Raw genomic sequence first — 13,549 nt, forward strand, 5'->3', positions numbered from 1 at the left:
TTAACTCTTACTACGACTTGCTTGTTCAAAGGCCAGTTCAAAGGCATCGGTAAAATCTGTAATTGGCAGAAGGTCCTCACGGCAACGGCGATTACGGCCAAGTAAGGAAGATTCAACAAACAAATCAAACCAAGTACTTAAGGCTTTGCCATTAGCCGCTTCGCCAATCGCTCCTAAAGCCAATGATGCCACCTCGGCGGTGCCAAGTTGAAAATCATGACTACCTTTACGCAATGCATAGGTCGCGAGCGTGTCGGGATCGAAGGAAAGCAACGGCAGTGAGTGTAAGTAAGGACTCTTACGGAACATTTTAATCGCTTCACGCCAACTGCCATCGAGCATGATTAGCAGCGGCCGTTTACCTTCGGCCAATGTCGACATCGGCACTTGGTTCAGTACGGTTTGCCCTTGCTCTGCATATTGGGCAGGAAACACTAAATAGGGTTGATATTGCGGCGAATTCAGCAAAGCAAGCAACTCAGCTTCAGGTTCTGTACGTGACCAAATATAGGCGTGGGTATCAGGAATAAGATCCGCAATGAGTCGTCCACTATTAGTCGGCTTTAACACCTCATCGTTATACATAATCAGCAGGAAACTGGCGTGAGTATCTAACTGACGGCGCAGTGCACAGGTACAGAACTGCTCACCTAAGAGACATAATGGACAGCGGATCAGTTTTTTACCGCGGGCACCAAAGGGTTTAGTCGAAATAGACTTACGGTACTGATATAAATGGTGCACTGCATGGGGGGCTAAAGCCATAAAAACCAATTCTCTATCAAACTTATTAAGGATCGCGACCACATCAGTTAGCACTTTTAATCGCGGTGGCGCAGTTTATCCCTTGGCCATCAATGGTGCAATCGCACAATACATTATCGTGATAAAAGGCCGGTGTCAGTGGTTGATGGTTTCATCTGCAGCCTAACGTCAGCGAGATAATTTTAGAGCACCGAGCAATTATCTCTTAAAAAAGCTGTAATGTATTAATCTGTGTTACCACTTAGCATGCAATAGTGTGCAACACTAAACCGACTAAATTAACGTTTAAATTACTTATTGGGGGAGTATTTAAGCTAAATATCAGTAATGACTTAACTTAGTGTGGAATCGCCCTAATATCATGCGAAAATCTACTCTACAAATACAGTCTCAATGAAAGGTCAATTATGCACCCAAAAGCCCCGATCGCTTTAATACCGTTATTAAACGGCATCCTAATCTCTGCGGCCCTATTCTCTCATGCCACTGCAGCCAAAACACTTAATACCAAAGAAATACAGACTCTTGTAGATTCGGCGGTGAAACCTTTGATGGCTGAGTACGCTATTCCCGGCGCAGTGATTGGCGTCACCATAGAAGGTAAGCAGTTTTTTTATCAGTATGGCGTCAGTTCTAAAACCTCTGGGCAAAGTGTGACTGAAGATACCCTGTTCGAGATTGGCTCTATCAGTAAAACCTTTACCGCAACACTGGCTAACTATGCACAGGGCGAAGGTAAATTAACACTCACAGATATGGCCAGTGATTATGTTCCAGCATTACAAGGCAGCCATTTTGATAAGATTAGTCTTATCAATTTAGCCACCCACACAGCGGGTGATTTGCCGATGCAAGTTCCTGATAAGGTCACTAATAACGCAGAGTTAATGGATTACCTTAAGCATTGGCAACCGTCATTTGCCGCGGGGACCCACAGAAATTACGCCAATCCGAGTATTGGGCTGCTCGGTATGATTGCCGCGCAGAGTTTAGGGAAAACTTTTCCACAAGCCCTTGAGCAAACACTATTTCCACAATTGGGTATGACAAGCAGCTACATTAACGTTCCGAGCAGTAAAATGGCCGATTATGCCCAAGGCTACGATAAGCAAGACATGCCAGTGCGGGTCAATCCTGGGGTATTAGCCGATGAAGCCTACGGCGTTAAAACCTCTGCAAAGGATTTACTGCAATTTGTTGAGGCCAATATGCAAATGCACCCGATTGCCAAACCACTGCAAACGGCACTCGATGAGACCCACACGGGATACTTTGATGTGGGCATGATGACCCAAGATATGATTTGGGAGCATTACTCATATCCTATTGATCTTGATAAAATACTTATGGGCCATACTCAGGAAGTCGTATTTGGCAGTACGCCAGTTAAACCCATAGTGCCGCCCCTCGCGCCGCAGCAAAATGTGTGGATTAATAAAACAGGCTCAACTGGCGGTTTTGCCGCTTATGCAGCCTTTATTCCCGCGCAAAAGCTTGGCATTGTGCTGCTGAGTAATAAAAACACACCCGTTCCGCCACGAGTCACTGTGGGCTACCAGATTTTAACTGGGATCGAAAAATTGCAAAAATAGCCATGCGCTAGAATGGAGGAGATAAGTATATTGGTGCTATCTCCTTTTTCTTAACAATATTCTTGTCGCTACTGATTTATGGCTGACACCTTGCTGCTAACTCACAGTTTCCTTGCAATCTCTCTTTTCTCATGGCGGCTTGTAAGAAAAGATGCACCACAGGGTTAATCCTTGCGTTAATTCATTTGCAACTCATCGACCTAGTTAACAGACAAATAACCCTACGTAAGTTTAGCTTTACAGCTAAAAATGAAGAGAAAAACTTATGCGTCGCATTAAAAATTATTTCATCAAATCAATATGATTGACACTTGAAGTTACACTTTTAGGGAGTAAGATGCGCGCAAATACCTTAAGTGACCTTTTTCTTAAATATCATGTCAGGCACGCCACATTCTCCTATTCATCACAATGTCGCTCCAGCGGCGAGTCAGTCTAGCTTACTGTTAATGATTGTCTTTATGGTCGCCTGTGGCCAAATGGCGCAGACGATTTTTGTACCTGCCCTTCCACAAATCGCACTCGGGCTCCATGTGGACGCCAGCCAACTACAAGCCGTGATGGCCTGTTACTTACTCTCCTACGGGATGTTTCAATTTGTGTATGGCCCAGTGTCAGATCGCGTTGGCCGTAAAATGCCACTCATCGTGGGTATCGCAATTTTCGTTCTAGGCGCTGTGTTCGCGGCGAAGGCCACAAGTTTTAACCAACTGATAATGGCGAGCCTTATCCAAGGATTAGGCACAGCCAGCGCAGGCGCATTATGCCGGAGCATTCCCCGCGATCATTACTTTGGCGACCGACTGGTAAAATTTAATAGCTATGTCTCTATGGCTGTGGTGTTTTTACCTTTGCTTGCACCATTTATCGGCAGCGCCAGTGCAGCCTATTTCGGCTGGCAAGCCGTATACTGGGTATTAGCGGTATTCGGTGTCATGGTCTGGCTGTTGTTAATATTCCTCTTTAAAGAGTCTTTACCTAAGGCGCAACGGGAACATCAAGCCGTTTTCAAATCCTATAAGCATGTCCTACGCCATAGAGCGTTTCGCGCTTATTTATTTTCATTGATCGCAACCTTTGCCGGTATTGCCGCTTTTGAAGCCATTGCTGGCGTACTCTATGGCCAATATCTCGGACTGACACCTTTTATGGTCAGTTGTTATTTTGTTGCGCCAATTCCTGGCTACTTACTGGGGGCACTCATCGCTGGCCGACAAAATAAGCCACAAAGGGTTGTTTACCAAGGTGTTGCGTTACTCGGTGCTGGCGCATTATTTATGTTGATCCCAGGTCTTTTTAATTTAGTGGTTGGCTGGAGTTTACTTATTGGATCGATTTTATTCTTCAGTGGCGCAGGCATGCTGTTCCCTACCCTAACATCTGCTGCGTTAGAACCATTTCCACGTCAGGCGGGGATTGCGGGCGCATTACTGGGGGGATTACAAAATTTTGGTGCCGGACTTGCCGCATTAACTATGTCTTTAGTGCCTATGGGCGGCCAGTTAAGCATAGGTTTATTGAGTGCTGTAATGGTAGTTTTAGTGATTCTGTCTCTGTATTACGCCAAAGATCAAAATGATACTCACCAGAATTTAATGCCACAGATTTAATGCATACGATTTGAAGCGACAATTCTTGGTTTAAGCTAAATCTATTACCGTCAGTCAATAAAAAGCCCACATTGTTGTGGGCTTTTTAAATCGATAACACACTGTAATAAATAAAAAATACCGATTAATTTATAGCTTCGATAGCTTTAATCGTTACAGAATGCGACGCAGTAAAAAATCAGCTTTAAGGCGACGAATTCTAGTCATGATCTTCTTCACTGGCGCAGGATAGCTCTGTAAAGTATCCACTTGGCTGTAGTGATATAACCGCTGTGTGTGTTCCAGAATATGTGCCTGCTCGGCTTCAAACTGAGCTTTCCAGCAGCCAATTTCATCTTGGATCAACAAACCATTCTCAAGATCCAGCGCCCAAGCTCTTGGATTCAGATTAGAGCCTGTGATCAAATGCTTATTACCGTCAGCACTGATGCCCTTGAGGTGATAACTGTTGATGCCGTGTTTCCACAGATGGATATTCAACTGACCATTATCAATCGCCCACTGTTGGCGTTTAGCGAACTTACGCAATGATTGCTCATACATATAGGGTAAGGCACCTATGGTCGAGAAATCCTGCTCAGGCGGAATATAAAAATCGTTAGCCGTCTTGTCGCCCACAACGATATCGATGCGTTTGCCATTGCGTAAATGCTTCGCTAAAGCGCGCACTAAAATGTACGGCGGATTGAAATAGGGTGTGCAAATAAACAGCGAGTCTTTTGACTCTTCCACCAAGGCGACAACCACTTTATTGAGCAAGTTTTTCTTACGTCCTAGCCCAAGTAACGGCGTGATGCGATTGCCATCACGGGTCTCCTTAAACTGATACTCAGCATCAGACAGTCTCAGCTTAAAGCTACGCATATCCGTCTTTGGTGGTAGCACTTCTTGCTCGGCATCTTGCGTTAATGAACACACAGCTGGATCAGAAATGATATTTTTCTGGATCATCGCGCGCATACTACGCGCTAATTCGGCAGACTCAATCAAGTGATAACGATCGAAACGGTACTTATCGTGTTGTTGCAAATAGATATTATTGAGACTGGCACCGCTATAAATCACGGCATCATCGATAATAAATCCCTTAAGGTGCAACACACCCATAAATTCACGGGATTTGACGGGTACACCTAAGATATCGATGGGATGTTCGGCTTCAGCCATAACTCTACGGTACATCAAATAGTTACCGCTATCACCTTTATGGCCAATCAAGCCACGTCTCGCACGGTGAAAATCGACTAACACTTTGATATCAAGCGTTGGATTTGCTGCTTTGGCATCCATGAGGGTTTGTAATATCTCACGACCCGCTTCGTCATCTTCTAAATACAGCGCCGCAATATAAATACTGTGCTTGGCGCTCACAATACGAGCGAGTAATTCTGCCTTGAAACGGCATGGCGTGAGCAACCACGTTAAAGCCTCGGGTTGAACGGCTATTCCACCAAGCTTATCTAGCAAGGCATCCTCCTTTAAACATGCTGACCACCCCGATAGGAAGCACTGGGGTTCAGTGATAAAAACATCACAGCAATATGTGTTAACTCTGGATAGGCCTCTGTCACTGCCAACCTGATCGTTTGTTCTACTTTAAGATGTATATCAGGGTCCTTAGGGAACCAGAGTAACTCAACTTGGACAAAGCGTTGATCAATTTTTCCATTTCGAAAACTGATGCTTGGGATCCAATCTAATGTGAAACTCTCTGCATTACCTTTACATATATCCGCCAATGACTGCAGTAATGTTTGGCTGAACGCTGCAACGACCGCTTGTGGTAAGCCGCGCATACTAATATGTGGCATGGTTTAGTTGTTACCTAAGAACCTAAAATCGTAAGGGGTAGAAATTACCGACTTCACCTCGTCTCGGCAAGACTTTTCTCCCAAAAGTCTTGTTAAACCTAACGGTTTTGCTGGTAATTTGACCTCACGCGATTTTATTCCACTTCAGTGCACCAATTTACCTAAAAATCATCTTCATTTACCCTTGCTTGAAATCGCATTTTACGACGGATATTTTCGGCATTATTTGCCCGTCCACACAATAATGTTGCCCCTAAATAGGGTGATTCTTAACGCTACAAATCAGTCCAAATTTCACTGAACTGCACCCAAAATGTCTGCCAAATCACAAAATAATCTTCAAACCCATTTCATTCACCCCGAATCCAGTGATTTAGCGTAAACTAAACCGCCTATTTGCGATTAGACCACACGATACAAGATTAAGACTATGAACAAAAAAATTCTGCTGACGTTAGCACTGACATTGCTGTTTGCTTGGGGTATTTTCCATTTTAAAACCCAGTTAGGGTTACTCATCCTGCCGTTGTTTATTGGGCTGGTATTGTTTGTTACCCTACGTTTATATCGCTTGATGGAAAAGGATGACGGCAGCAGTGAGGATTAACCGCACACAATACCAACCTAATCTTAATGATGTTTTGATAAAAATGGCCAATAGCTAACATGGAAACGTTACTGAAAACCACTCTATATGCCGGCCTGCTCCTAACCGCAAGTCATAATATGGCCTATGCAGAGCAACATGATTCTAGGCCGATAAGTGCTCAAACCACTTCGCTTAGCCAAGCAATCAGCAAGATCAGCCCTCGACATTCACAAATCGCCTTACTGGCAATGGATATGTCGAACAATCAAGTGATCTATAGCCAACAAGCTGAGACCTTGTTTATTCCAGCCAGTACCCAAAAGCTGCTCACGGCAGTCAGTGCTATGGCTCAGCTTGGACCTGATTTTCGTTATGTCACACAATTATGGACAGATGCACCGATACGCAAAGGCCATATCGCAGGCAGTGCTTATCTGCTTTTTAGTGGCGATCCCACGCTGACTCAAGCCGATCTCAAGGCCATTTTTGCCAATCTCGTAAAACAAGGCATTAATCGCATTGATGGACATCTGTATTTGCTCGGCGATAAGCAGGAACAATTGCAAGCTCCGGGTTGGGTTTGGGATGATTTGGGCATTTGTTTTGCCGCGCCAGTGTCGAGTTATATTATCAATCAGAACTGCGTCTATGGTCAGTTTAGCCCCAGCTCTACCAGCAAACCTTCACAGGTAAGTCTGCGTGCAGGAAGTTATGGAGTTAAAATCAGCAGCGATGCGGTGTTTGACCAAAAGGCGAGCCGCGAATTTTGCCAACTTGATATGGTCAGATTAGGTCAAAATAACTACCATTTACGCGGCTGTTACCCTGGCGGTGAGGCGATACCACTGGCGATTGCGATAAGCGATCCGTTCAAATTTGCCCAAGATAACCTCACCTCCCTACTTAAAGGCGAGATGTCTCTTGCGGGTAAAGTACAACTCGGCACTAGCTTACCCCAAAAGGCAAAACTAATTGCCAGCCATAGCTCGGCGCCCTTACCTGAGCTGCTCGAGACTATGCTGCTCAAGTCAGATAATTTGATTGCCGATAGCCTTTTTAAGCAACTTGGTAAAAGTTATTTTAAGACCCAAGGCAGCTTTACCAATGGTGCCGCTGCCATGCAGCGAATTTTAACGAATTTAGGCATAGATTTGAGTAACGCCAATATTGTGGATGGTTCAGGATTGTCACGCTATAACTTGCTCAATGCCAAGCAGTTAGCCGCGGTGTTGGCGCTAATCCACCAAGATAGCCGCTTTAGTCCGTTAATCACGAGTCTGCCACAGGCGGGGATCAGCGGCACCTTAAGATATCGCATGGGCTACAACAAGCCGCCGCTTAAACAGCAAATTTTCGCTAAAACAGGTTCGATGCAAGGTGTGTCTAACTTAGCGGGCTTTATCCGTTTGCCCCAGCATAACGACACCCTGTTTGTGGTCCTTGAGAATGGCATGAGCCCTGAATTAAAAAATCAGCATAACCCCTCATTCAATGCCGAGTTTCTTAAACAATTGATTTCAGTGCTGCAACCGTCATCAACCACTGCGACTGTGAATACTGCGGCTCACTAGAGTCATTAATTAATCGCTACAGAGTAAAAAACTTGCATAAAAAAGCACTGAGTCATCAGTGCTTTTTCAGTTTTTATCTTAACGAATATACCGAAGCCTTGTTAAAACAACTCCGCAGGCATCGCCATAGTCGTCGCATCACCAGCTCTGACTTGGGCGATATGGTAGTCCGCTTTTGGCAATAACTTATCAAAATAGAACTTAGCTAAATAGACTTTCTGCTCGGCGAAAGCTTTATCTTCATGATCCGCGACCTTATCGACCATAGCCAACCAGTAGAAACCATACAGGGTGTAACCAAAGGCATCTAAAAAGTCGACCGCGCAGGCATTAATAAGTGCAGGCTGAGCCACTTTGCGATCATTAACTGACTCGGCGACTATAACTAATGCATCTAAACGTGCGCATACTGCCGCCACTTTCACCGCATCAACATGGGTGAATGCGCGCATTTGTGCCTTCAAGTCAGCCACAAATTCATTTAATGCGGCAAGATTATCGCCAGTGACTTTACGACCGAGGAAATCGATGGCTTGAATGCCATTGGTGCCTTCATAAATCTGAGCGATACGGGTATCACGAACTAATTGCTCAATACCTGTTTCACGAATATAACCATGTCCACCAAAGACTTGTTGCGCCATGATAGTCGCATCTAGACCCCGATCGGTTAAAAATGCCTTCGCAACTGGCGTTAATAAACCCACATAACGCGCCGCTTTGGCCTTAACCTCATCTTGGGCATATTTTGCTAAATCCAGCTGTTGTCCTGTAAACACAGACAAAGCACGGCCCGCTTCTGTCATCGCACGAATGGTCAACAACATACGGCGCACATCGCCGTGGACAATAATGGGATCAGAATCACTGCCCGTCGGTGAGCCGCCAGCGGCGATGCCTTGATTACGCTCTTTAGCGTAATCGGCCGCCATCTGGTACGCCGCCTGCGCACTGCCAAGTCCTTGAATACCAATCGCTAAACGCTCATAGTTCATCATAGTGAACATGCACACTAGGCCACGATTGGGCTCACCAATCAAGAAACCTTGAGCTGCATCAAAATTCATCACACAAGTCGCAGAACCTTTAAGGCCCATCTTATGCTCGATAGACCCCACTGATACACCATTGGCATTGGCTAAGCTGCCATCGGTATTTACCGATATTTTAGGTACAAGGAAGAGTGAAATCCCTTTACTATCCGGTAGCTTAGCAAGCACTAAGTGGATGACGTTTTCAGTTAAATCATGATCGCCACCCGTGATAAAAATCTTGCTGCCCGTGATGGCATAACTACCATCATCCTGCGGTAAAGCTCGAGTGCGAATATTACGCAGATCAGAACCCGCTTGCGGCTCCGTCATATCCATAGCACCCGCCCATTCGCCGGAATATAACTTAGGCAAATAAGCTTGTTTCAATTCTTCGCTGCCGTGGGCATTGATACATAAAGCTGCCCCCGCGGTTAACGAGCCATAAAGCGTAAACGCATTACAAGCACTGTAAGCCATTTCGTCGACTAAGATCCCCAGCATCTTCGGCATCCCCATGCCACCAAATTCAGGATCGCCACACAAACCAATCCAACCGCCCTGGGAATACTGCTCATAAACGGCTTTGTAGCCATCAGGGGTAATCACTTGATTGTCTTGATGTAACACGCCCTGCTCATCGCCCGTCCGGTTCAGTGGATGGATCAACTCACTGCTGATCTTGGCTGCTTCTTCAAGAATGGCATTGGCCGTGTCGATATCGACCATTTCAGCAATCTCAGGCAATTGTGCCCAAGTGTTTGGGGCATCAAATACCTGTTCCAGTAGGAAACGCATATCCGTCAACGGGGCTTGATAAGGGTTCATTGGTAGACTCTTAAACGTAGGATTAAAACAGTTGTTTTAATTTATACCAGTTCACTGTAGAAAACAATCTCATTACAAATACAGCTGTGAATAATATAAAAGTATGCGAGTGTGCGAGCTAAATATAAATTTAACCCCTAAAAAAACCCTTAAGCTTGAACTTAAGGGTCTCTATTTTATAAGCTTTACCACAGGATTGTCTTAGCGTTAGCTCACAGGCTTGTGGCAATTACCACATTAAATCATCAGGAATTGCGTAATCTGCATAGGGATCATCTTCAACGACCACAGCTTTAGATTCATCCTGTTGCCACAGATAACCACACCACTGCGGCACCAGCAGTTTAACTCGCTCGGCTAACTTATGTGGTACTAAGTAACTCTTATCTTCGTAACGCACTATGCCTAACTGCCCTTTAAGCAATTCTGCCTGCAGTTTTTCATCTATGTATAAAGAATAGATTTTATTATCAAGAGTATAGTTAAATTTCACTTCAGCATAAGCTGGGATCTTAATCGCAGACTTAGTGAACTCAGTGATTAAACCGCGCACCTGTCCACGCTCTGATGCCTCTGCAAAACGTTGCTCATTTAGCACTTTATCTTTTTGCGCCTGCAACCGTTTTTGCTCGGCCACTTCTTGCTTAAAAGCACTTGAGCCATCATCAACTCGTGATTTTTTGTCACGGCGTTTTTGAGTCTTAACGTCGCGAACCTTTTGTTTACTGGCAAGCCCTGCTTTGAGTAGCTGCTCTTGTAATGCATTAGCCATGGATCATTACCTACTTAATTTCTATAAAATCAAAGTTCTCGATTTTGAATATCAATAATCTAAAACCAAACTACATTTTTGCGGCCAGTTCGCCAAGCTCTGTCATCGCTATACTGGCGCCGCCAAGTGACCAACCGCCATCAACCGGCAGCACAACTCCCGTAATATAGGAAGCTAATTCAGAGCCTAAGAATAGCGCGACATTGGCGATATCCTGACCTGCGCCATTGCGTTTTAGCGGAACGGATTGAGCAACCTTTTGCTGTAATGCGGCGCTGGGTGCAAGGCGATTAAAACCTTCAGTATTGGCGATTGGGCCAGGCATAATCGAATTAATTCTCAGCCCTTCACAGCCCCACTCTAACGCTAAAGTTCGCGTCAGCATATCCACACCCGCTTTAGCCGCACACACATGCACTTGCATTGGCATAGCGATCGAAGCCTGTGGCGCCGAAATCTGGATAATATTGCCATTGGGGCGACGCAGCAAAGGATAAGCCTGTTTTAACACTTGAAAACTGCCGAGCAAATCAATGTCCATCACCGACTTAAAACCATTAGCCGAAAGTTTTGCGGCGCTGGCGGGGAAATTCCCCGCCGCGCCGCTGACCAACACATCGATAAAACCAAACTCAGAAGCGATTTTATCAAAACCGACTTCAAGGGCGCTAAGATCGCGCACATCAAAACTCACACCCAAATGAATACCGTCAGGATTGGCCTGTTGCAACTGCAATACCGCGGCATCGATTTTATCTTGACTGCGGCTCGCAACGGCCACATTTGCGCCAGCCTGTGCGAACGCAATGGCAATCGCGAGATTTATCCCACTGGTTCCTCCGACAACGACAACATTTTTACCTTGATAGTTAAACATCGTAGCATTAAACATGGGCGTTCTCCGTGAACAGTGAGATATGCACTCAGGGCGTGATTAAGTATTTTATGTTGTCATTCAACATACTATTTCAATTTTTATCCATCATCTCAAGGATACCAACGAGCGATTTCAAGCTTTTTTATTTAAACAACGGTCAAACGACTTTCAAACCGCGCTTTAGACGGCTAGTGTGGCGTCTATACCAATGATTGGTGAATCGCTTGCAATGCTGCTAACGGGTCGGCAGCTTTGGTGATCGGGCGGCCAATCACTAAGTAATCAGAACCCGCTGCTATCGCTTGAGGTGGCGTCATCACCCGATGTTGATCGCCAGCATCACTGCCAACTGGGCGGATCCCCGGAGTCACGAGCTTGAAATCATGACCTAACAGTGATTTCAAGGCTGTCGCTTCTTGGGCGGAACACACCACGCCATCGAGTCCCGCTTGCTGCGTGAGCTTCGCCAAACGTTGCACATGCTCAAACGCAGGCACATTGAGGCCGAGTAATTTAAGATCGTCATCACTCATCGAGGTTAATACCGTGACCGCGATCAGCATAGGCGCTTTATCGCCGTATGGCAGTAAGGCTTTTTTAGCCGCTTCCATCATGGCTAAGCCACCGCTGGCATGTACGTTCGTCATCCATACGCCCAGCTCTGCGGCTGCGGCCACGGCTTTGGCGACAGTATTGGGAATATCGTGAAATTTCAAATCAAGGAATAAATCAAAACCACGATCATGGATATCTTTCACCAGTTGCGGGCCAAACAAGGTAAACATTTCTTTGCCGACTTTAAGGCGGCACATGTTGGGGTCGAGTTTTTCTATCAGTTGTAAAGCATGGTTTTTATTATCGTAATCAAGCGCTACGAGGATAGGTTTAGTCGTCATCATCTCTCCAACGGGGTTACACAAACTGTGTATTCTTCTAATAGATTACTCGCCGTCTAAGCCTCGGATCCGCTTGATACTGCCCCAGTTTTTACAAGAAGGACAATGCCAGTAAAGCGCATGGGAAGGAAAACCACACTCCTTACAACGGTAACTCGGACGGAATTTAATTTGTTGTTCAACGAGCTGCTCCAGCATAGTTAAACTTTGCTTAGCTTGCCCTTCTTCGGCTTGGCGCAAATGCATCTGCATCAAGTGCTGAAAACCTTTCATGGTCGGATGGCGATATAACGCATCGAGCACAATGGTCTCTGCCGCTTTAATCTCATCAAGACTTATCATGTGCTGCGCTAAGGCGACAACCACTGATGCACCCGCACCATCGGCCATGGCCCCTGCGAGTAACTCTTGGAAGCCTTCTTTATCTTGCGTGTCGCGATAAACTTGTTTAGCTGTGGGGATTGCATCGGCAAAAAGCTCGATATCGGCTTTTTTTAGTTGCAGCAGCATTTGCTTACACTGGGCATAATCTTGAATATCGAGGAATTTTTTCGCTAGGGTCAATAATGCACGACCGCATTGAGGATCTTGCTTCAGCGCTTGCTGTAGCAGTTTAATTTTCTGCGCATCATCACTGGCTTCATCGGCTAATTGGCAATAGAAATGTGCTGTTAACGGCTTTAAAACTTGCTGACGCTTACGACTCAAACGCTTAGTGATATCAATGGCTTTCTGCCACTCTTTAATCACCTGATAAATAGCAATAAGCTGTGTTTCAGATTCTTCACTGTGATCGTCTTGGCTGACCAAGTTAATAAAGATTTCTTCAGCTCTGTCGTAAAAACCTGCTGCTAGATAATCTTTACCCAGCTCCATCATAGCGATGTCACGCTGCTCATTGGTTAATGTAGGCCGCGCGATTAAATTTTGATGGATACGAATAGAGCGGTCGACCTCGCCTCGCTTACGGAACAGCGAACCGAGTGACAGATGGGTATCGATGGTTTCATCGTCAACATCTAGCATACTGATAAACAAATCGACGGCTTTATCCGATTCGTTCGACAGTAAGAAATTGAGGCCAGTAAAATAATCCCGGCTCAATTGTTTACGTTGATTACTTTGATTCTGCCTTATGCTCCGTCGCCCCATATACCAACCATAGGCGGCAGCAATGGGAAGCAACAGAAAGAGGATCTCAAGCATA

The 13,549-nt window shown here is 45.3% G+C and carries 12 protein-coding genes; 4 read left to right on the top strand and 8 right to left on the bottom strand.

Translation table 11 applies throughout. The features are described from left to right. On the bottom strand, window positions 1-765 hold the full coding sequence (locus L5M71_RS10610; RefSeq protein WP_131524052.1) for a tRNA-uridine aminocarboxypropyltransferase: 765 nt from the start codon (window positions 763-765) through the stop codon (window positions 1-3). 407 nt (window positions 766-1,172) lie between these two features. Here L5M71_RS10610 and ampC point away from each other — a divergent pair, with 407 nt between their 5' ends. Then, complete coding sequence (ampC, locus tag L5M71_RS10615) at window positions 1,173-2,357, top strand: class C beta-lactamase (protein ID WP_263206689.1); 1,185 nt, start codon at window positions 1,173-1,175, stop codon at window positions 2,355-2,357. A gap of 377 nt (window positions 2,358-2,734) precedes the next feature. Continuing rightward, a complete protein-coding gene (gene emrD / locus L5M71_RS10620; protein WP_263206796.1) occupies window positions 2,735-3,967 on the top strand; it encodes a multidrug efflux MFS transporter EmrD in 1,233 nt (410 codons plus the stop codon). Between the two features lie 153 nt (window positions 3,968-4,120). On the opposite strand, the gene pssA is transcribed toward emrD, so the two are convergent. Further along, window positions 4,121-5,434 (bottom strand): CDP-diacylglycerol--serine O-phosphatidyltransferase, encoded by a 1,314-nt coding sequence (gene pssA / locus L5M71_RS10625; RefSeq protein WP_105252545.1) that lies wholly within the window; start codon window positions 5,432-5,434, stop codon window positions 4,121-4,123. Window positions 5,435-5,445: 11 nt separating this feature from the next. After that, window positions 5,446-5,778, bottom strand: coding sequence for a DUF1904 domain-containing protein (locus L5M71_RS10630; RefSeq protein ID WP_028759882.1), 333 nt, complete (start codon window positions 5,776-5,778; stop codon window positions 5,446-5,448). A gap of 430 nt (window positions 5,779-6,208) precedes the next feature. Between L5M71_RS10630 and L5M71_RS10635 the strand changes: the two genes are divergently transcribed. After that, window positions 6,209-6,385, top strand: coding sequence for a hypothetical protein (locus L5M71_RS10635; RefSeq protein WP_006081710.1), 177 nt, complete (start codon window positions 6,209-6,211; stop codon window positions 6,383-6,385). 59 nt (window positions 6,386-6,444) lie between these two features. After that, the gene (gene dacB, locus L5M71_RS10640) at window positions 6,445-7,938 is read left to right on the top strand and encodes a D-alanyl-D-alanine carboxypeptidase/D-alanyl-D-alanine-endopeptidase (RefSeq protein ID WP_263206690.1); all 1,494 of its coding nucleotides are present in this window, start codon (window positions 6,445-6,447) and stop codon (window positions 7,936-7,938) included. Between the two features lie 101 nt (window positions 7,939-8,039). Here the strand turns inward: dacB and L5M71_RS10645 are convergent, their stop codons facing one another. From L5M71_RS10645 to lapB, 5 genes are all read right to left on the bottom strand, one after another. Further along, the gene (locus tag L5M71_RS10645) at window positions 8,040-9,797 is read right to left on the bottom strand and encodes an acyl-CoA dehydrogenase family protein (protein WP_263206691.1); all 1,758 of its coding nucleotides are present in this window, start codon (window positions 9,795-9,797) and stop codon (window positions 8,040-8,042) included. Window positions 9,798-10,026: 229 nt separating this feature from the next. After that, window positions 10,027-10,569, bottom strand: coding sequence for a DUF2058 domain-containing protein (locus L5M71_RS10650; RefSeq protein WP_006086757.1), 543 nt, complete (start codon window positions 10,567-10,569; stop codon window positions 10,027-10,029). A 70-nt stretch (window positions 10,570-10,639) separates the two neighbouring features. Then, entirely contained in the window at window positions 10,640-11,461 is an 822-nt protein-coding gene (locus L5M71_RS10655; RefSeq protein ID WP_263206692.1) for an SDR family oxidoreductase, read from the bottom strand. Between the two features lie 185 nt (window positions 11,462-11,646). After that, window positions 11,647-12,342, bottom strand: coding sequence for an orotidine-5'-phosphate decarboxylase (gene pyrF, locus L5M71_RS10660; protein ID WP_263206693.1), 696 nt, complete (start codon window positions 12,340-12,342; stop codon window positions 11,647-11,649). Window positions 12,343-12,387: 45 nt separating this feature from the next. After that, window positions 12,388-13,548 carry a lipopolysaccharide assembly protein LapB gene (lapB, locus tag L5M71_RS10665; RefSeq protein WP_105252550.1) on the bottom strand — a complete coding sequence of 387 codons (1,161 nt, stop codon included), beginning with the start codon at window positions 13,546-13,548 and terminating at the stop codon, window positions 12,388-12,390. Window position 13,549: the final 1 nt, after the last annotated feature.

It is taken from the genome of Shewanella sp. SW1 (assembly GCF_025653545.1).
In the GTDB taxonomy this organism is placed as follows: Bacteria; Pseudomonadota; Gammaproteobacteria; order Enterobacterales; family Shewanellaceae; genus Shewanella; species Shewanella oncorhynchi.

Coding starts and splice junctions, on each gene's coding strand:
- L5M71_RS10610 (WP_131524052.1), bottom strand. CDS start 765: ATGGCTTTAGCCCCCCATGCAGTGCACCATTTATATCAGTACCGTAAG.
- ampC (WP_263206689.1), top strand. CDS start 1,173: ATGCACCCAAAAGCCCCGATCGCTTTAATACCGTTATTAAACGGCATC.
- emrD (WP_263206796.1), top strand. CDS start 2,735: ATGTCAGGCACGCCACATTCTCCTATTCATCACAATGTCGCTCCAGCG.
- L5M71_RS10630 (WP_028759882.1), bottom strand. CDS start 5,778: ATGCCACATATTAGTATGCGCGGCTTACCACAAGCGGTCGTTGCAGCG.
- L5M71_RS10635 (WP_006081710.1), top strand. CDS start 6,209: ATGAACAAAAAAATTCTGCTGACGTTAGCACTGACATTGCTGTTTGCT.
- dacB (WP_263206690.1), top strand. CDS start 6,445: ATGGAAACGTTACTGAAAACCACTCTATATGCCGGCCTGCTCCTAACC.
- L5M71_RS10645 (WP_263206691.1), bottom strand. CDS start 9,797: ATGAACCCTTATCAAGCCCCGTTGACGGATATGCGTTTCCTACTGGAA.
- L5M71_RS10650 (WP_006086757.1), bottom strand. CDS start 10,569: ATGGCTAATGCATTACAAGAGCAGCTACTCAAAGCAGGGCTTGCCAGT.
- L5M71_RS10655 (WP_263206692.1), bottom strand. CDS start 11,461: ATGTTTAATGCTACGATGTTTAACTATCAAGGTAAAAATGTTGTCGTT.
- pyrF (WP_263206693.1), bottom strand. CDS start 12,342: ATGACGACTAAACCTATCCTCGTAGCGCTTGATTACGATAATAAAAAC.
- lapB (WP_105252550.1), bottom strand. CDS start 13,548: ATGCTTGAGATCCTCTTTCTGTTGCTTCCCATTGCTGCCGCCTATGGT.